We start from the raw sequence: 17,610 nt of genomic DNA, 5'->3' as shown, positions 1-17,610 counted from the left end.
AAAAGAGTAGCACTCGGAGCTTAAGAGTGCTAATAATCACAGAAAGAAGGAAATGAATATGGCATTAAAACCAGTTGCAGACAGAGTTATCGTAAAATATTTTGAGACAGAAGACAAAACCGCATCCGGCATCGTACTTCCGGAAAGCTCCAAGGAGAAAACCCAGCAGGCAGAGGTTATCGCAGTAGGTGGCGGTAAGGTCGTAGACGGTAAAGAAGTACCGGTACAGGTAAAGCCAGGTGACCGTGTGATCTACGGAAAATACACAGGAACTGAGATCAAATATGAGGGTGAGAAATATCTGGTGATCAACGCAGATGATATCATTGCCATCGTAAAAGATTGATGACGAATTTTTATCGTAATTTTCTGAAATTATGCTCCATGTTGGTGTTGCAGAATGTAGTGACCTTAAGCGTCAATCTTGCTGACAACATTATGCTTGGAGCCTTCAGTGAAACTGCATTATCCGGTGTGACTACCGTAAATCAGGTACAGTTCGTCTTTCAGCAGCTGCTTATGGCGCTGGGAGACGGACTTGTCATATTCGGAAGTCAGTACTGGGGAAAGAAAGAGACAGAGCCGGTAAGAAAGATCAGTGCCTGGGCCATGCGCACAGGCTTTTTTATTGCCCTTGTGCTGTTTATCCTGGCCAGTCTTTTTCCAACACAGCTGCTGGGGCTTTTTACAACAGACCAGGCGATTATTGAAGCCGGTCTTTCCTACCTGGCGATCATCCGGTTTACTTACTTTTTCTTTGCAGTGACGCAGATCCTGCTTGCTACACTGCGCTGTGTGGAAATTGCAGGGGTTGCCTTCGGGCTTTCGGTAATGACTTAAGTGTAGTAATGGTAGGAATGTCCTATCAGATGCCGACAAACGGTGGTATCATCCGGGGAAGCGGAAGCATTGCTTATTCCATGAAGGTGGACCTGATCAGTACCTGGTGGATCGTGATCCCTCTGTCCATGTTTATGGCATTTGTAGTCAAGGCATCTCCGGCAGTGGTGGTATGCTGCCTGAATGCAGATCAGATCTTTAAATGCGTGCCTGCATTTTTGAAGTGCAATTACGGACACTGGATCAAAAATATGACGAATTAAGGAAATATATATATAGCAGAGGCAAGATACAGAAAATTTATCTTGACGCCTGTGTGATCTGTATGTAGAATAAATACAAGCTTTAACGAAATGCAGTAAAAAAATCTCTGAAGAGCCAGGGACAGCTTGACAAAGGTAATATGGTATAGTATTATCTTACCTATATCATATTAAACTGGTGGGAAAAGAGGAATACTCACTGAAACACAGGAGGAACAGGAAATGAGAAAAAAAGTACTGGCAGCGCTTCTGGCAGCTGCAGTGGCAGGAACAACTGTTATGTCAGGAATGACTGTTTTTGCAGCAGAAACAGAAGGAACCACGGCGGAAGGCGGAAATATTACCATTGCAGAAACAGCAGATCCGCAGAACATCAATCCGCTTTATGTTGTGGATCAGACAAGCTTCGATATGATGCAGGCACTGTACAGCCCGTTTTTTGAGATCGTGAACGGAGAGATGTATTACGGAAACGGACTTTGCGAAAGTGTAACAGCCAATGATGATGCCAGCGAATTCACACTGAAGCTCAAAGACGGACTGAAATGGCATGATGGTCAGCCGATCACAGCCGATGATGTGGTATTCACCATGCAGGTGCTGGTAGATGAGAAGCAGAATGTTCCGTACTCTTCTTACGGATACGTTAATGACAAGGCAGTAGAGGCAGAGAAGGTTGATGACCTTACAGTCAAGCTTTCCCTTGGATCATCTTCCGCAGGATTTCTTGGCGGACTGAGCCAGGTTTACTGTATTCCGAAGCATATTTATGATGGCGTGGAGAATATCGGAGAAAGTGATCTCAACAATGAACCGGTGGGAAGTGGCCCTTTTAAGTTCGAGGAATACAAATCCGGAGAGTATTATAAAGTAACAAAATTCGATGACTATTTTGATGATGTAAATCTGGATTCCATCACCTTCAAGATCGTAAAGGATTCCAGCTCCGCCAATGCGGCACTTGCAAGCGGAGATCTGGATGCACGTCTGATCAGCGCGGATGATTACGATACCGTCAGTGCTTACGATAACGTAAACATCAATACCTATAATTCCGGACGTGTCAACGCCATGTTCATGAATGAGCTGAACGAAGATCTTCAGGATGTAAAGGTACGTCAGGCGATTGCATACGCACTGAATAAAGAGGAGTTCTGTCAGTTTGCTTTCCTTTCCGAGGATTATGCAGAGCCTGCAGATTCTATTTTTACACCGGATACACTCTACTATACAAAACCGGACAATACCTACGACAATGATCCGGCTAAAGCACAGGAGCTCCTTTCCGAAGCAGGAAAGACAAATCTTTCTCTGAACTTGATGTATATCTCCACAGATAAGACAATGGAGAGTGAGGCTCTGTATGTACAGTCTGCCCTTGCCAATGTAGGAATCACCATCAATCTTCTTCCTACAGATGAGTCTACCTTCAAGAATAAGACAAAGGATACGGAGTGCACAGATTATGATCTGGTACTGAGCTTCTATACTCTGGGAGAAGAGCCGAGCCTTTATGCAGACATGAGTTCTTCCGTCAGCCGTTCCAACTATTCCAGGATCAAGGATACAGATCTGGATGCATTGTGGGAAGAGGGCAACAGCACTGCAGATGAGACAAAACGTGGCGAGATTTATAAGGAGATCCAGAATACGATCAATGATAACATGTATATCTATCCGATCGCTTATTCCAATGGTTTCTATGCGGTAAGTAAAGATTTCGGAGGCTTTGATGAATGTCTGTTAAAAACTATTTATTATGATTATTCCAAGATCTACACATTGGAGAAATAAATAATTTTATAGCGGATGAATACCGGAAACAGAAAGAGGCTGACGCGTTTTTGCGCCAGCCGATTTCCTGTTTTCGGGGAAAATAAAGGAGGTACATTTTGAAGAAGATCGTAAACCGACTGATACAGTGTATTCTGACACTGTTTATTGTCTCTGTTCTCTGCTTTGCACTGACAAAAGCAGCGCCCGGAGATCCTGTCCTGACTTATGTGGAACCAAATATGAGTGAAGAATATATCCAGAACCTGAGAGAAAGCCTGGGACTTACAAAGCCTGTCTATGAGCAGTACTTTCTGTGGTTGGGAAGGATCCTTCACGGGAATTTCGGAAATTCCCTGATGAATAACCGACCGGTCCTGACACAGATGCTGGAGAGGCTTCCCGCAACCGTGATCCTCATGGGAACCAGCATGCTGCTTGGTTTTCTCATTGCCATTGTACTGGGCCTGTATTCCGGAAAGAATAAGAATGGTGTTCTGGATAAGATCACCAGCATGTTCTGTTATGTAGGTATCTCCATTCCTACGTTCTGGTTCGGTATCATGCTGATCTATCTCTTCAGTGTGCATCTCCATATCCTGCCAAGTATCGGTATGCATTCAGACGGCAACCGTTCCTTAGGAGATCTGATCCTGCATATGGTCATGCCCTGCGCAGTTCTGACCTTTGCAAATGCTTCACAGTACATCCGGTATTTAAGAAGCAGTACCATTACGGAAATGTCCTCCGATTATGTTATGGTGCAGAAGGCTTATGGAATGAAAGAGTCTGGAATCCTTTTCCGGCATGTACTGAAAAATGCCATGCTTCCTATGATCACAGTTCTCGGAATGAGCCTTCAGTCTCTGGTTTCTGGTGCCATTATCACCGAGCAGGTTTTTGCATGGCCGGGAATCGGTCAGCTGGCAGTGACCGCTGTTATGCAGTATGATTATCCCCTGATCATGGGAATCACCATGTTTACCGCGCTTCTCGTGGTGCTCGGAAATCTTCTGGCAGATATCCTGTATGCTGTCTTTGATCCGAGGATCCGCAAAGCAGGATGTTAGGAGGTAAAGGGACATGAGAGAAAATATCTGGAAAAATATCAAACTTGGTTTTAAGACAAATAAACTTGCAGTGGCAGGTGCAGCAGCGATCATCCTGCTGGCACTGATCTCCATTTTTGCCTTTTTGTATCCGGTAGATCCCAATGCCATCAGCGCCACAGAGCGACTGAATGCTCCATCCATGGCACACCTTTTCGGTACGGATGATATGGGACGGGATTATCTGGCTCGCTGTATTTACGGAGGAAGAGCATCCCTTCTGGTGGGCTTCCTTTCCATGGTGCTTTCTACAGCCCTTGGTGTGATCATCGGTTCCATCAGCGGTTTTGTGGGAGGAACGGTGGATGCAGTGCTGATGCGTCTGGTGGATGCGCTGATGAGCCTTCCGACATTCCTGATCATGATCGTTATGAATGCCTTCCTGAAACCGGGACTTCAGAACATTGTCCTGATCATCGGCTTTCTGACCTGGATGAATATTGCCAGGATCGTCCGTGGCGAGACCATTTCCCTGAACGAGAGAGAGTATGTCATCTATGCAAAGATCTCCGGACAGAAGAAATTCTCCACCATTGTACATCATATCCTGCCTAACATCATGCCTACCATTATCGTGGCTGCAACCATGAACATTGCCAATGCCATCCTGATGGAATCTGCACTGAGCTTTTTCGGCCTGGGTATCCAGCCGCCTACGGCTTCCTGGGGAAGTATGCTGAGCAATGCACAGCGCTATATCCAGCAGGCACCGTATCTGGCTATTTTCCCCGGAATCCTGATCCTGATCACGGTCGTCAGCTTCAATTATCTGGGAGAAGTATTAAGAAAAGTATTCGAGCCCAAGTAAGGAGGACATTTACATATGGAAAAATTACTGGAAGTAAAAGATCTGAAGGTGTCTTTCTTTACAGACCTTGGAGAGACACAGGCAGTAAAAGGTGCAGGCTTTGCCATCGGTGAGGGGGATTTTTTCGGGATCGTAGGAGAGTCCGGAAGCGGAAAGAGCGTGACCACCAAATCCATTCTCCGTCTCGGACCATCCAACTGTAAGATCATGGGTGGTGAGATCCTGTTCCGGGGAGAAGATATCCTGAAGAAAAATGAAGCAGAGCTCCGTGGGATTCGCGGTGGTGAGATCGCCATGATCTTTCAGGATTCTCTTTCCGCACTGAATCCGGTTTACACTGTTGGCAATAAGATGGTAGAGCTGATCCGGCGCCATACCAATATGAACAAAAAAGAAGCAAAGGCCCGGGTGCTGGAGCTTCTCACAGCCGTTGGCATCACAGACCCGGAAAAGGCTATGAACAGATATCCTCACGAGCTTTCCGGCGGTATGCGCCAGCGTGTGATGATCGCCATGGCCATGAGCAGTGACCCGAAGATCCTGATCGCAGATGAGCCGACCACAGCCCTGGACGTTACGATCCAGGCTCAGATCCTTCATCTGCTTCTGGAACTTCAGAAAAAAAACAATATGAGCATCATCCTGATCACCCATGATCTGGGCGTTGTAGCGCAGACCTGTAAACGGGTAGCTGTCATGTGTGGTGGCTACGTGGTGGAAGAGGGAACTGTAGAAGAGATCTTTCTTCATCCGGGACATCCCTATACACAGGCACTGATCGCAAGCATGCCGCGGGTGGGAGGTACCTTTGAACAGTTTCTGGAGAGAGATCTTTCGGACGGAAATGGTGATCTGTGTCCCTTCCTGAATCGCTGTAAATATGCGGACAAAACCTGTGAAGCCTGTCTTCCGAAATATTATGAGGCTTCAGAGGGACACAGGATATTCTGTCACAGAAGGGAGGAGAAGAGATGAGCAAGCCCTTAATTGAAGTAAAAGATCTGAAAGTATATTTTAAACAGAAATCTCCGAAGCTTCTGTCCTTTAAGCCGGGCATACTGAAGGCTGTGGATCAGGTAAGCTTTTCGATTGAAAAGGGGAAAACCTTCGGTCTGGTAGGAGAATCCGGAAGCGGAAAATCTACCATCGGAAAGGCAATCCTACGTTATCATAAACCCACAGGCGGTGAGATTTTTTATGAAGGAACAGAGATCGGAGCCATGGGTGAAAAAGAACTGCTTCCATACCGCAAAAAAATGCAGTCCGTTTTTCAGGATCCCTATTCCTCTCTGGACCCAAGCCATACAGTGCAGGATATCATCTGTGAGCCTATGGCGATCCATAAAATGTGCACGCAGAAAGAACGTAAGGAGCGTGCAAAAGAACTGATCCGCGTGGTTGGCCTTAAAGAGCAGGATCTTCTGAAGTATCCTCATGAGTTCTCCGGCGGACAGCGTCAGAGGATTTCCATTGCAAGAGCACTTTCCGTACAGCCGGAATTTGTAGTCTGCGATGAGCCCATTTCTGCGCTGGATGTTTCCCTGCAGGCCCAGATCGTCCAGATGCTTCAGGATCTTCAGGAAAAATACGGGCTGACCTATCTGTTCATCAGCCATCAGCTGCAGGTGGTCCAGAAGATCTGTGATGAGATCGGGGTGCTTTATCTTGGAAATCTCATGGAGATCGCAGATGCAGATAAGCTCTATTCCAATCCGCTGCATCCTTATACAGAAATGCTGATCTCCTCGATTCCGGTTCCGGACCCGAGAGTCAAAACTCTGGATCAGATCGTTACGGATACCGGAGTACAGTCCAGATCTATCGGGGGCTGTCGCTTCCATAACCGCTGTCCGTGGTGTGAGGAACGCTGCAGACAGGAAACCCCGGCACTTCGTCAGGTGGAGCCGGGACATATGGTAGCATGTCATAAATATCAGGAAAAGAAATAATCATAAAATACGGGAAGGTAAATAAAAAAGTGGACAAAAATATATATAAAAACTATCTGGCAATCCTCCGTGAGGAGATGATCCCGGCTATGGGATGTACAGAACCGATCGCTCTGGCCTATGGTGCGGCAAGAGCAAGAGAGATCCTTGGGAAAGAGCCGGAGCGTATCGTAGCAAAATGTTCCGGAAATATCATCAAAAATGTGCGTTGTGTGATCATTCCCAATTCAGGAGGCTTAAAGGGGATTCCTGCAGGTGTGATCCTTGGGGCGGTGGCAGGAGATGCCTCACTGAATATGGAAGTTCTTTCCAAAGTCGATGAAAAGGGCAGGGCACGCTGCCGGGAACTTCTGGAGGCAGATATCTGTAAGGTGGAGCTTCTGGACACGCCGGTAGTCCTTCACATTATCATCGAAATGTATGCCGGTGAAGATGCTGTCAGCCTGGAGATCAAATACGACCATATTAACGTGACCAGGATCAGCAAAAACGGAGAGATCCTCCTTGATGCAGATAAAGCAGTGGAAGAAAAGGAAGAGACGGACCGCGGCCTGTTAAATCTGGAGGATATTCGGGAATTTGCAGATACCGTAGAGCTTTCCGATGTAAAGGAGCTTCTGGATGCGCAGATCAGAAGCAATATGGCCATTGCTCATGAGGGAATGACCGGAAAATACGGCCTGGGTATCGGGCGCGTGATCCGTGAAAATTATTCTCACGATATGCTCACCAGAATGAGAAGTCTTACTGCAGCGGCTTCTGAGGCACGTATGGGTGGCTGTGATATGCCGGTTGTCATCAATTCCGGAAGCGGAAATCAGGGAATTGCATGCTCTGTTCCGCTGATCGTCTATGCAAGAGAGATGGAGCTACCGGATTACAGCCTCTACAGGGCTCTGGTGTTTTCCAATCTCCTCACAGTTTATCAGAAGCAATATATAGGGAAGCTGTCTGCCTTCTGCGGTGCGGTATCGGCCTCCTGTGCAGCCGGAGCTGCCATTACCTATATGGTAGGCGGAGATATTTCCCTGATCAAAAAAACGATCGAGAATACCCTTGCCAATATTCCGGGAATCATCTGTGATGGGGCCAAGATCTCCTGTGCTGCAAAGATCGCAGCCTGTCTTGATGCAGCCTTCCTGGCGCATCATCTTGCTATGAACGGTCAGTCTTATGCACCTTATACAGGAATTCTCCAGGAAGAAACCGCAGAGACCATCAGCTGTGTGGGACAGATCGGAAAAGACGGTATGAAGGAAACAGACAGAGAGATCCTCAAGATCATGCTGGAGCATTGATCCGCATCGGAGACGGCACAGATTAAACAGAAAAGGTTGGATTTATGGACAACGAATTAAGAATTGCAATACTGATCGATGCAGATAATGTATCAGACAAATACATCAAGATCATCGTGGATGAAGTGGCAAACATCGGCATAGCCACCTACAAACGGATCTATGGAGACTGGACCAGTGCACGGCTTTCCTCCTGGAAAAATGTCCTCCTGGAGGATTCCATCATCCCTATCCAGCAGTACAGCTATACCACCGGAAAAAACGCCACCGATTCAGCGATGATCATTGATGCCATGGATATTCTGTATTCCGGAAATGTGGATGGATATTGTATTGTTTCTTCGGACAGTGATTTCACCCGTCTGGCAGCAAGGCTCCGGGAATCCGGAATGCTGGTCCTGGGTATGGGTGAGGAGAAGACGCCGAAGCCGTTTATTTCCGCATGCAACCAGTTTAAATATCTGGATCTTCTCTATCGCAACCAACAGGAGGAAGAGAAGAAGGAAGATCTGGCTACTGCAGCAGAAGCTAAAAAATCCGGAAACAGCAGCAAACAGAGCAGCTCCGGCTCTAGGAAGAACAAAGATCTCAAGCGGGTGCGCAAGGCCATTAATGCCATCATCGAGAAATTTTCTGACGAAGAGGGATGGCTTTCCTCCGGACAGCTGGGCGACCAGCTTGGGAAACGACTTCCGGATTTTGATGTGCGTAATTACGGATATTCCAAGCTGACCCCCTTTATCAAATCTCTGGGAAATTATGAGACAGGCAGGATCCCCACGGGAAGCGGAGGGAGAAAGCAGATCTATTTCCGCATGAAGGAGGATAAACAATGAAGAATTATCTGGCACCTATGGAGGGCGTAACCAACTGGGTCTATCGAAATGCATATCATGACTGTTTTTATCCCATGGATAAATACTTTACTCCCTTCATCACTGCCAAGCCCAATAAACGTCTCAGCAGCAAGGAGATCAAAGAGGTATCACCGGAAACCAACGGAGATCTTCCGGTGATTCCCCAGATCCTGACCAACAATGCGGAGGATTTTGTGAAAACAGCGCATATCTTTCGGGATGAATACGGACACAGGGAAGTGAATCTCAATCTGGGATGCCCCTCGGGAACTGTCACAGCCAAGGGAAAGGGTGCCGGTTTCCTGGGCGAGCCGGATAAGCTGGAACGTTTTCTGGATGAGATCTTCGAAAAGACCGGGATGGAGATCTCCATAAAAACAAGAGTGGGAACGGATTATGAGGAAGACTGGGAACGGCTTCTTGAGATCTACGGCAGATATCCGCTGAAGGAGCTGATCATCCATCCACGCCTTCTGAAGGATCATTATAAGGGAGTTCCCAGATATGGACTGTATGAGGAGGCAAGGGAAAAGCTGAAGGTTCCCCTAGGATATAACGGGGATATTTTTTCAGTGGAGGCTTATCAGGAAATCCGGGAGAAATTTCCGGATGCAGACAGCGTCATGTACGGAAGAGGCCTGATCGCAAGGCCCTATCTTCTGGATGCCATTATGCAAAAAGAAGACGGAGAGGATCACCGGGAAGAATACCGAAAAAAGTTGCGGCAGTTCCATGACCGTCTTTACCGGGATTATCAGGAATATCTTTCAGGAGAACGAAATGTACTTTTCCGCATGAAGGAATTGTGGAGTTATATGGCACCGGGCTTTACCAATTATGCCAGATATCTGAAAAAGATCAAAAAATCCCAGCATTTTGGTGACTATGAGGCAGCAGTTATGAGCCTTTTTGGAGAACAGGAGATCTTAAAGGTATGAACAGTATAAAAGAAAAATTTGATGAGTTTATTTCCCAGTATCCCATTTTTGAGTATCGTGTGCTGGATACCGGGGATATTAAAGTACAGTCACGTGTGCGTACGATCTGTAAACAGGAATGTGAACGTTATGGGAGCACATGGGCCTGTCCTCCGGCAGTGGGAGAGCTGTCAGAATGCGAAAAGAAGATCCGGAGCTATCCGAAAGCAGTTTTCTTTTCCAGCGTTGCGGAGGTATCGGATATCATGAACATGAAGGAGATGCTTTCCACAAGAATGGAACACGAAGCGCTTACAGAGAAGGTACGTGATTTTCTGGAGGGAGAGGGCTATGAGACCTTTACGCTTTCCACGGAATCCTGTGACTTCTGTGAACGCTGTGCCTATCTGGACGGAAAACCATGCCGTTTTCCGGAGCATATGCATCCATGTCTGGAAAGCTATGGCGTGGTAGTCAGTGAGATCGTAGAAAAGGAAGCTATGGAATACAATCTGGGTGGAAATACCATTCTCTGGTTTTCTATGGTGCTGATCCGCAGATAAAAGACAAAAAGCAGATACAGCGAAAGATACATAAGAAGAAATCCTCCGGCATAGATTAATGATAAAAGCCGGAGGATTTTTTTAATGAGAAAAATGTCAGCTTTTCTGGAGCTTCCCGGGGAACCGGCATTTCGGGAGGTGCAGGTGATACTTACGGGAAAACGCCGGGCAGTGATCGAAAATTACCGGAATATCCAGAGCTATACAAGGGAGGAGATCCTGATACTGACACCTTCCGGCAGACTTGTGATCCGTGGGAAAAACCTTGTGATCCCCTGCTACACAACCCTTGAACTATGTATCCGCGGGCAGATCGAAAGCATTACGCTGGAGGAGGGAAATAAGTAATGATCCCAGGTTTTGTGCGGGTTTCTGTTAAGGGGCAGCAGTGCCAGCGGTTTGTGAATCTGTGCAGAGGCAGGGAAATGGATCTGAAAAGGATCATCCGTACCGGTGAGACGGAGCTTCAGCTGACTATGAAGGTAGCGGATTTTCTGCAGATCTCGCCACTGCGGAGAAAAACAGGGGTACATATCCACATCCTGAAAAAAAGAGGACCTTTGTTTTTTCTGCTTTTCTGTAAAAGAAGAAAAATGATCCCTGCAGGGTTTCTGGCAGTTTTCTGCCTCCTTTTTTTTCTGTCAGGCAGAGTGTGGAACGTTGAGATCCGGGGAAATATTTTAAATCCCACTCCCCAGCTGATGAGCTTTCTGAAAGAGCAGGGGGTCTGTTTCGGAGTATCCAGAAAGAAGATCAGCTGCAGTGCACTTGCAGCTTCCCTGCGAAGAGAATTTCCGGAGATCACCTGGGTGTCTGCCGGATTTTCGGGAACGGGCCTGCGTTTTGAGATCCGGGAGGGAACTGCCGGAGAAAAAGCAGAGCCGGAAGAAAAATCCTGCAGTCTGTTTTCAACTCTGGACGGTGTGATCGATTCCATGGTCACACGGCAGGGAACTCCTCTTGTCAGGGCCGGGGATGAAATAAAAAAAGGCCAGGAACTGGTTTCCGGGATCGTGGACATCACCGATGACAGCCAGGAGGTCATCCGCTATGCATATGTTCAGTCAGATGCGGATATTTACATCCGACATACCATTGCCTATTACGATACCTTTCCGTTGGACATAGAGAAAAAGGTACGGTCCGGTAAAAAGAAAACAAGGCTTTTTTTTCAGCTGGGAAGCTGGTTTCTGGACTTTTCCTCTCCTCTGAAACAAAATGAGGAACGCCTCGTCAGCCGGGAACCTCTTTTCAGTATCGGGATTTTTCGTTCTCCTGTTACCCTGGGGATCGCTGCGATCGGAAAGTACGAAGTACAGAAAGAGCAGCTGACAGAGGATGCCGCAAAAAAACAGGCCATACAAAGGCTTTATGCCTATGAAGAAAAATTAATAGAAAAAGGGGTTCAAATATCTGAAAATAATGTTAAAATAGAAATAAATCACCAGGACTGCGTCAGCAGAGGCACTCTTACCGTCATTGAACGGACCGGAAGAGAAGCCCCCACAGAAAAAAAGATGCAGCCAAAAGAAAGGACACCAGAGGATGGCTAGCAGCATTATCGAATTATATGTGGATGTGCCGGCAGACCGCCAGGCGAATATTTTCGGACAGTTTGACGAGCATCTGAAGCTGATCGAACGTACTCTGAACGTAACCATGATCTTCCGTGACGGTTCTCTTAAGATCCTGGGAAGCCAGGAGGGAGCCACACAGGCCAGGGCGATCGTGGAGGAACTGAACACACTTGCGGGCAGAGGCAATACCATCACACAGCAGAATGTGAATTACGCACTTTCCCTTGCCATGGAGAAGATCGGCTCCGTGATGGAGGAGATCGACAAGGATTTTATCTGTAATACCATACAGGGCAGACCCATCAAGCCCAAGACTCTCGGACAGAAGGACTATGTGGAACAGATCCGTAAGAAGATGATCGTGTTCGGCGTGGGACCTGCCGGAACCGGCAAAACCTATCTTGCCATGGCTATGGCAGTAACTGCTTTTCGCAATGAGGAGGTTTCCAGGATCATTCTTACCAGACCGGCCATTGAGGCAGGCGAGAAGCTGGGATTCCTTCCTGGCGATCTCCAGAGCAAGGTCGATCCCTATCTGCGTCCTCTTTATGACGCATTGTATCAGATCATGGGCGCAGACAGCTTTGCCAAAAACATGGAGAAGGGGCTCATCGAGGTTGCCCCTCTTGCCTATATGAGGGGACGTACACTGGATAATGCCTTCATCATCCTGGATGAGGCACAGAATACCACACCTGCCCAGATGAAGATGTTCCTGACCAGGATCGGCTTCGGTTCCAAGGTGATCATCACAGGAGATGCATCCCAGAAGGACCTTCCCAGGGATGCCACGTCTGGTCTGGATGTAGCGATGAAGGTGCTGAAGAAGATTGATGACATCGGATTCTGTCAGCTGACCAGCAAGGATGTTGTACGTCATCCACTTGTACAGCAGATCGTACAGGCCTATGACGATTATGAAAAAAAACAGAAGCCTGCCAAATCCAGGAAGGATGACAGGTATGCTGTAAAAAATAAGGAGTACAGAAGATGACCATAAATATCGAATATGAGACAGATCAGGAGTTAGGCATTGACTATGCTGCCCTTGCATCCCAGGTTGCGGACAAGGTTCTTGAAATGGAGAAATGCCCCTATGACGGACAGGTCAATCTTGTCCTGACAGACAACGAGGAGATCAAGAGGGTAAATACGGAATTCCGGAATATCCAGGCTCCTACAGATGTGCTGTCATTTCCTATGATCCCCTTTGAGACACCGGCGGATTATTCCGTTGTGGAAGAGGATGAGTCCTATTTTGATCTGGACAGTGATGAACTCCTTCTTGGAGATATCATGATCTCCGTGCCTAAGGTTTTTGCCCAGGCAGAGGAATACGGACATAGTGTGACAAGGGAATTCTGTTTCCTGGTGGCACATAGTATGCTGCATCTTCTGGGCTATGATCATATGACAGAGGATGAGGCAAAGGTCATGGAAGCCAAGCAGGCAGCAGCACTGAAGGAACTGGGGATCAACCGCTAGTACAGCGAATGACCACGTGCTGTCCCACAGAAAAGCTAAGCGGAAAGCTCTTCCGCTTTAAGAAAAGGAGGTAATATATGAGAATGAAAAAGACAGGTATCCTGGCAGGTATCACAGTTGCATGCATCTGCATTGCCCAGACTGTTCCCGCTTTTGGAGCCGGGCAGGATCTGGTAGGTTTTGTTCCCAATGAGGAGAAACAGGAAGAAACCCAGGTAAAGAGTTATCTCACCGGCGAAAATGTTCCGGAGAGCATTGGACGGAGAAGACCGGTTGCCGTGATGATGGGCAACAACAGTGTCGGAGCTCCCCAGAGTGGTATCGGACATGCCGGTGTTGTCTACGAAGCGCCGGTGGAAGGTAATATTACCCGTCTTATGGGCATTCTCGAAGATTACGATGAGCTGGAACGGATCGGTTCCGTTCGCAGCTGCCGTGACTATTATCTCTTTTATGCCAACGAATTTAATGCGATCTATGCTCACTACGGACAGGCTGCCTATGCACTGCCTTATCTGGAGCAGCATGTGATCGATAACCTTAACGGGATCCAGATCGGCAAGCTGGCTTTTTTCCGCACAACAGACAGGAAGGCACCTCACAATGCCTATACAGATGCCAGCCATCTTCAGGCAGGCATAGATGCTATGGGATACAGCCAGGAATATAAAGAAGAATATACCGGACATTATCTTTTTGCAGAAGATGGTACAGAGACTGTACCGGATGGGATCACAGCCAGCCTTGTGAAGCTGGATAATTTTACTGACAATCATCCCTGGTATGAATACGATGAGGAGACAAAGGAATATAAGAGATTCCAGTTTGGCAAGGAACATGTGGATCAGCTGGATAATGAACCGCTTACCTGCGACAATATCATCCTTCAGTATTCATCCTGCCCGGCCTACGATGGAAACGGCTATCTGAATATTGATGCCATTTCCGGCGGAGAGGGCAAGTTTATTACCAGAGGCAAAGCCATCGATATCCGTTGGGAGAAGGATTCTCCATGGGGGATTACGCATTATTACGACGGAAATGAACAGGAGATCCGCCTGAATCCGGGTACGACCTGGGTGGAGATCGTACAGAATGACAGGATCGATTCCGTTACTTATCAGTAAGACTAATATACAGGTATCAGGAGAAACAAAAAACATGAACGCAAATTACAGGGAACGACTGAAAGACAAGAAACGCATTGTTATCAAGATCGGATCATCATCACTGATCCACGCAGAAACAGGAAGACTGGATTTCCGTAAGCTGGAGATCCTGGCCAGAGAGCTCAGCGACCTTCACAATCAGGGGAAAGACGTAGTGCTGGTATCCTCCGGAGCCATTGCGGTAGGTGCAGCTGCACTGGGGATGCAGGGAAAGCCGGCAGAGCTTGAGAAAAAGCAGGCCTGTGCAGCTGTGGGACAGGCCAGGCTAATGACCATTTATCAGAAGCTTTTCGGGGAATACAATCAGATGGTGGCACAGATCCTGATGACCAAGAATACCATGGTCAACAATACCAACCGCAGGAATGCCCAGAATACCTTCCAGCAGCTTCTGGCAGAAAAGGTGATCCCTATTGTAAATGAGAACGACTCGGTATCCTCCTACGAATTCCAGAACCTGGTAAAATTCGGAGACAACGATACCCTTTCCTCTGTGGTTGCTGCACTGATCGATGCGGATCTTCTGATCCTCATGTCCGATATTGATGGTCTTTTTACAGACGATCCCAATTCCAATCCGGATGCACAGTTTATCGACATTGTAGAAAACATGGATGACAATATGCGTAAGCTTGGCAAATCCTCCACAGGAAGCAATGTCGGCACCGGCGGAATGGCGACCAAGCTTACCGCTGCGATCATCGCCACTGCGGCAGGGGCCGACATGGTCATTGCCAACGGAAACGACTTCCACAACATCCACAGGATCGTGGAAGGCAGGAGCTGCGGAACATTATTTGTAGGAAACAAGAAGGAAGAATTCTTCCTCATTGATTATATCGAAAAACTGCTTTAAGGAGAATAACATTATGATGGACAATATCAAGATCGACAGGATCAACGCACTGGCACATAAACAGAAAAGTGTAGGTCTTACCGAGGAAGAAAAGGTGGAACAGGCGAAGCTTCGGAGAGAATATCTGGATGCAGTGAAAGGAAATCTCCGTGCGCATCTGAATAATATCGATATCAAAGAAAAGGATGGCAGCATCACCAATCTTGGAGAAAAATATGGAAGAAAAAAAGGAAATTAGAAAAAAGATCTTCAAAGCCAGAAAAGAACATACCGATGCCTGGATCCGGGAAAACAGTCTCCGGATCACAGAAGCCCTGACAGAGCTTCCGGAATACCGGAATGCAGAACGCATCATGGCATACGCAGATTATAACCATGAAGTGATCACACGCTACATCATCGAGCAGGCCTGGAAAGACGGCAAGGAAGTGGCAGTGCCAAAGGTTTTCGGAAAGGATATGGTATTTTACAGACTGACCGATTTCAGTCAGCTGGAATCCGGCTACTTCGGGATCCCTGAGCCAAAGGAAGACGGAGAAACGGTTTCCTGGGAAGAAGCCATGATGGTCATGCCCGGGGTGGCTTTTGACGTGAATTGCAACCGGGTAGGCTATGGTGGCGGTTTTTATGACCGCTTTCTGGAAAAACATCCGGAGGTCTGCCGCGTTGCAGTAGGATTTTCCTTCCAGATCCTTCCGGAGGTTCCCACAGAGCCTACGGATATCCGTCCGCAGGTCATTGTGACGGAAGAGAATATATACCGCGATGCACAGTAAGATATTGCTGTAAAGACAGAAAGAAAGGCAGGAATATTTGGAAATGAATGAAATGCTTGAAAAATTGGGACAGAATGCGAAAGATGCGGAGACAGTCCTTCGAAATCTTTCTACAAATGACAAAAATAAAACCCTGGAAGCTGTGGCAAAGGCTCTTGTCGCTCATACCGATGAGATCCTGAAGGCCAATGCCCTGGATGTGGAAAACGGCAAAAAGAATCAGATGCCGGAAGGACTGATCGACCGTCTGATGCTGACACCGGAGCGGATCGAAGGAATGGCAGACGGACTTCGTCAGCTTACCGGTCTTGAAGATCCCATCGGGGAAGTTACCGGTATGAAAAAACGTCCCAACGGACTTCTGATCGGACAGAAACGTGTTCCCTTAGGTGTGATCGGCATCATTTACGAAGCACGTCCCAATGTTACCTCAGATGCATTCGGTCTCTGCTTCAAAACCGGAAATGTCGTGATCCTGAAGGGTGGAAGCGACGCAATTCATTCCAATACTGCCATTGTCAACTGTATCCGTGAGGCATTAAAAGCCTGCGGCATTACCGAGGATGCTATCCAGCTGATCCAGGATACCTCCAGAGAAACGGCTGCGGAATTTATGAAGCTGAACCGGTATGTGGATGTACTGATCCCACGTGGCGGAAGAGGACTGATCAAAGCAGTGGTAAACCAGAGTACGATCCCTGTCATCGAGACCGGAACCGGAAACTGCCATATCTATGTGGACGAGACTGCAGATCTTCAGATGGCAGCGGATATTGTGATCAATGCAAAGACCCAGCGTGTGGGCGTATGCAATGCATGCGAGTCCCTTCTTGTAAACCGTAAGGTGAAGGACGATTTCCTGCCGGTACTGGCCGGACGCCTTAAGGAGAAGCATGTGGAGGTCCGTGCAGATGAAGCGGCAAAGGCTCTGATGCCGGGATCAGTTCCTGCAACAGAAGAGGACTGGGGAACGGAATATCTTGACTATATCCTTTCTGTAAAGGTAGTGGATTCCGTGGAGGAAGCCATTGCACATATCAATAAATATAATACAAAGCATTCGGAGGCCATCATTACCAATGATTATACCCATGCCCAGAAATTCCTGGATGAGGTAGATGCAGCGGCAGTTTATGTGAACGCTTCTACCAGATTCACCGATGGAAACGAATTTGGATTCGGTGCGGAGATCGGGATCAGCACCCAGAAGCTCCATGCAAGAGGCCCAATGGGACTCCTTGCACTGACCACCACCAAGTATATCATTTATGGTAATGGACAGGTACGTCCGTAACACAAATAAAGTAAAGCGGGTTTTTGGGTCCGCTTTACTTTTTTGAAGTGTTGTGCTATACTTCTTTGTAATTGGA

21 protein-coding genes are annotated in these 17,610 nt (G+C 47.4%); all 21 read left to right on the top strand.

Going from position 1 to position 17,610, the window contains the following annotated elements; all coding sequences use genetic code 11:
• The first annotated feature begins 58 nt into the window (after positions 1-58).
• The 21 genes from groES to CCC70_RS14750 all read left to right on the top strand — a co-directional run bounded on the left by groES (position 59) and on the right by CCC70_RS14750 (position 17,534).
• A complete protein-coding gene (gene groES, locus CCC70_RS14845) occupies positions 59-346 on the top strand; it encodes a co-chaperone GroES (protein WP_015524829.1) in 288 nt (95 codons plus the stop codon).
• A gap of 38 nt (positions 347-384) precedes the next feature.
• Positions 385-840 carry an MATE family efflux transporter gene (locus CCC70_RS16430; RefSeq protein WP_330577234.1) on the top strand — a complete coding sequence of 152 codons (456 nt, stop codon included), beginning with the start codon at positions 385-387 and terminating at the stop codon, positions 838-840.
• Between the two features lie 29 nt (positions 841-869).
• Complete coding sequence (locus CCC70_RS16425; RefSeq protein ID WP_330577233.1) at positions 870-1,103, top strand: hypothetical protein; 234 nt, start codon at positions 870-872, stop codon at positions 1,101-1,103.
• A gap of 222 nt (positions 1,104-1,325) precedes the next feature.
• The gene (locus tag CCC70_RS14835; RefSeq protein ID WP_287085165.1) at positions 1,326-2,897 is read left to right on the top strand and encodes an ABC transporter substrate-binding protein; all 1,572 of its coding nucleotides are present in this window, start codon (positions 1,326-1,328) and stop codon (positions 2,895-2,897) included.
• 98 nt (positions 2,898-2,995) lie between these two features.
• Positions 2,996-3,946 carry an ABC transporter permease gene (locus CCC70_RS14830; protein ID WP_021650547.1) on the top strand — a complete coding sequence of 317 codons (951 nt, stop codon included), beginning with the start codon at positions 2,996-2,998 and terminating at the stop codon, positions 3,944-3,946.
• A gap of 13 nt (positions 3,947-3,959) precedes the next feature.
• The gene (locus CCC70_RS14825) at positions 3,960-4,793 is read left to right on the top strand and encodes an ABC transporter permease (protein WP_015524834.1); all 834 of its coding nucleotides are present in this window, start codon (positions 3,960-3,962) and stop codon (positions 4,791-4,793) included.
• Positions 4,794-4,808: 15 nt separating this feature from the next.
• Positions 4,809-5,768 (top strand): ABC transporter ATP-binding protein, encoded by a 960-nt coding sequence (locus CCC70_RS14820; RefSeq protein WP_287085164.1) that lies wholly within the window; start codon positions 4,809-4,811, stop codon positions 5,766-5,768.
• Positions 5,765-6,742, top strand: coding sequence for an ABC transporter ATP-binding protein (locus CCC70_RS14815; RefSeq protein WP_287085163.1), 978 nt, complete (start codon positions 5,765-5,767; stop codon positions 6,740-6,742). Before CCC70_RS14820 ends, CCC70_RS14815 begins: the two co-directional genes overlap by 4 nt.
• Positions 6,743-6,819: 77 nt before the next feature.
• The gene (locus CCC70_RS14810; RefSeq protein WP_044960854.1) at positions 6,820-8,040 is read left to right on the top strand and encodes an L-cysteine desulfidase family protein; all 1,221 of its coding nucleotides are present in this window, start codon (positions 6,820-6,822) and stop codon (positions 8,038-8,040) included.
• Between the two features lie 44 nt (positions 8,041-8,084).
• Positions 8,085-8,876: an NYN domain-containing protein gene (locus tag CCC70_RS14805; protein WP_118368851.1), complete on the top strand. Its 792-nt coding sequence runs from the start codon at positions 8,085-8,087 to the stop codon at positions 8,874-8,876.
• Positions 8,873-9,835 (top strand): tRNA dihydrouridine synthase, encoded by a 963-nt coding sequence (locus tag CCC70_RS14800; protein ID WP_021650541.1) that lies wholly within the window; start codon positions 8,873-8,875, stop codon positions 9,833-9,835. The genes CCC70_RS14805 and CCC70_RS14800 overlap by 4 nt, the downstream gene beginning before the upstream one ends.
• Positions 9,832-10,377, top strand: a complete 546-nt coding sequence (locus tag CCC70_RS14795; RefSeq protein WP_015524841.1) for a DUF2284 domain-containing protein — start codon at positions 9,832-9,834, stop codon at positions 10,375-10,377. Before CCC70_RS14800 ends, CCC70_RS14795 begins: the two co-directional genes overlap by 4 nt.
• A gap of 84 nt (positions 10,378-10,461) precedes the next feature.
• A complete protein-coding gene (locus tag CCC70_RS14790; protein ID WP_021650540.1) occupies positions 10,462-10,725 on the top strand; it encodes a YabP/YqfC family sporulation protein in 264 nt (87 codons plus the stop codon).
• On the top strand, positions 10,725-11,930 hold the full coding sequence (locus CCC70_RS14785; RefSeq protein ID WP_278603548.1) for a sporulation protein YqfD: 1,206 nt from the start codon (positions 10,725-10,727) through the stop codon (positions 11,928-11,930). The genes CCC70_RS14790 and CCC70_RS14785 overlap by 1 nt, the downstream gene beginning before the upstream one ends.
• The gene (locus tag CCC70_RS14780; RefSeq protein ID WP_022426778.1) at positions 11,923-12,948 is read left to right on the top strand and encodes a PhoH family protein; all 1,026 of its coding nucleotides are present in this window, start codon (positions 11,923-11,925) and stop codon (positions 12,946-12,948) included. The genes CCC70_RS14785 and CCC70_RS14780 overlap by 8 nt, the downstream gene beginning before the upstream one ends.
• Positions 12,945-13,439: an rRNA maturation RNase YbeY gene (ybeY, locus tag CCC70_RS14775; RefSeq protein WP_015524845.1), complete on the top strand. Its 495-nt coding sequence runs from the start codon at positions 12,945-12,947 to the stop codon at positions 13,437-13,439. The genes CCC70_RS14780 and ybeY overlap by 4 nt, the downstream gene beginning before the upstream one ends.
• Before the next feature lie 77 nt (positions 13,440-13,516).
• Positions 13,517-14,566, top strand: coding sequence for a DUF3048 domain-containing protein (locus CCC70_RS14770; protein ID WP_278603547.1), 1,050 nt, complete (start codon positions 13,517-13,519; stop codon positions 14,564-14,566).
• A 34-nt stretch (positions 14,567-14,600) separates the two neighbouring features.
• Positions 14,601-15,464: a glutamate 5-kinase gene (proB, locus tag CCC70_RS14765; protein ID WP_059086874.1), complete on the top strand. Its 864-nt coding sequence runs from the start codon at positions 14,601-14,603 to the stop codon at positions 15,462-15,464.
• 16 nt (positions 15,465-15,480) lie between these two features.
• Positions 15,481-15,702: a DUF896 domain-containing protein gene (locus tag CCC70_RS14760; protein WP_044960849.1), complete on the top strand. Its 222-nt coding sequence runs from the start codon at positions 15,481-15,483 to the stop codon at positions 15,700-15,702.
• Complete coding sequence (locus CCC70_RS14755) at positions 15,680-16,240, top strand: 5-formyltetrahydrofolate cyclo-ligase (protein WP_278603546.1); 561 nt, start codon at positions 15,680-15,682, stop codon at positions 16,238-16,240. The genes CCC70_RS14760 and CCC70_RS14755 overlap by 23 nt, the downstream gene beginning before the upstream one ends.
• 43 nt (positions 16,241-16,283) lie before the next feature.
• Positions 16,284-17,534, top strand: a complete 1,251-nt coding sequence (locus CCC70_RS14750; protein ID WP_278603545.1) for a glutamate-5-semialdehyde dehydrogenase — start codon at positions 16,284-16,286, stop codon at positions 17,532-17,534.
• The last annotated feature ends 76 nt before the right edge of the window (positions 17,535-17,610 follow it).

It is taken from the genome of Blautia sp. LMAG:89 (genome assembly GCF_008679485.1).
Taxonomy (GTDB): domain Bacteria; phylum Bacillota; class Clostridia; order Lachnospirales; family Lachnospiraceae; genus Blautia_A; species Blautia_A fusiformis.
Note: the sequence above shows the minus strand (reverse complement) of the source record. Positions and strands in the feature narration are given on the sequence as shown.

Coding starts and splice junctions, on each gene's coding strand:
- groES (WP_015524829.1), top strand. CDS start 59: ATGGCATTAAAACCAGTTGCAGACAGAGTTATCGTAAAATATTTTGAG.
- CCC70_RS16430 (WP_330577234.1), top strand. CDS start 385: ATGTTGGTGTTGCAGAATGTAGTGACCTTAAGCGTCAATCTTGCTGAC.
- CCC70_RS16425 (WP_330577233.1), top strand. CDS start 870: ATGCCGACAAACGGTGGTATCATCCGGGGAAGCGGAAGCATTGCTTAT.
- CCC70_RS14835 (WP_287085165.1), top strand. CDS start 1,326: ATGAGAAAAAAAGTACTGGCAGCGCTTCTGGCAGCTGCAGTGGCAGGA.
- CCC70_RS14825 (WP_015524834.1), top strand. CDS start 3,960: ATGAGAGAAAATATCTGGAAAAATATCAAACTTGGTTTTAAGACAAAT.
- CCC70_RS14820 (WP_287085164.1), top strand. CDS start 4,809: ATGGAAAAATTACTGGAAGTAAAAGATCTGAAGGTGTCTTTCTTTACA.
- CCC70_RS14815 (WP_287085163.1), top strand. CDS start 5,765: ATGAGCAAGCCCTTAATTGAAGTAAAAGATCTGAAAGTATATTTTAAA.
- CCC70_RS14810 (WP_044960854.1), top strand. CDS start 6,820: ATGATCCCGGCTATGGGATGTACAGAACCGATCGCTCTGGCCTATGGT.
- CCC70_RS14805 (WP_118368851.1), top strand. CDS start 8,085: ATGGACAACGAATTAAGAATTGCAATACTGATCGATGCAGATAATGTA.
- CCC70_RS14800 (WP_021650541.1), top strand. CDS start 8,873: ATGAAGAATTATCTGGCACCTATGGAGGGCGTAACCAACTGGGTCTAT.
- CCC70_RS14795 (WP_015524841.1), top strand. CDS start 9,832: ATGAACAGTATAAAAGAAAAATTTGATGAGTTTATTTCCCAGTATCCC.
- CCC70_RS14790 (WP_021650540.1), top strand. CDS start 10,462: ATGAGAAAAATGTCAGCTTTTCTGGAGCTTCCCGGGGAACCGGCATTT.
- CCC70_RS14785 (WP_278603548.1), top strand. CDS start 10,725: ATGATCCCAGGTTTTGTGCGGGTTTCTGTTAAGGGGCAGCAGTGCCAG.
- CCC70_RS14780 (WP_022426778.1), top strand. CDS start 11,923: ATGGCTAGCAGCATTATCGAATTATATGTGGATGTGCCGGCAGACCGC.
- ybeY (WP_015524845.1), top strand. CDS start 12,945: ATGACCATAAATATCGAATATGAGACAGATCAGGAGTTAGGCATTGAC.
- CCC70_RS14770 (WP_278603547.1), top strand. CDS start 13,517: ATGAGAATGAAAAAGACAGGTATCCTGGCAGGTATCACAGTTGCATGC.
- proB (WP_059086874.1), top strand. CDS start 14,601: ATGAACGCAAATTACAGGGAACGACTGAAAGACAAGAAACGCATTGTT.
- CCC70_RS14760 (WP_044960849.1), top strand. CDS start 15,481: ATGGACAATATCAAGATCGACAGGATCAACGCACTGGCACATAAACAG.
- CCC70_RS14755 (WP_278603546.1), top strand. CDS start 15,680: ATGGAAGAAAAAAAGGAAATTAGAAAAAAGATCTTCAAAGCCAGAAAA.
- CCC70_RS14750 (WP_278603545.1), top strand. CDS start 16,284: ATGAATGAAATGCTTGAAAAATTGGGACAGAATGCGAAAGATGCGGAG.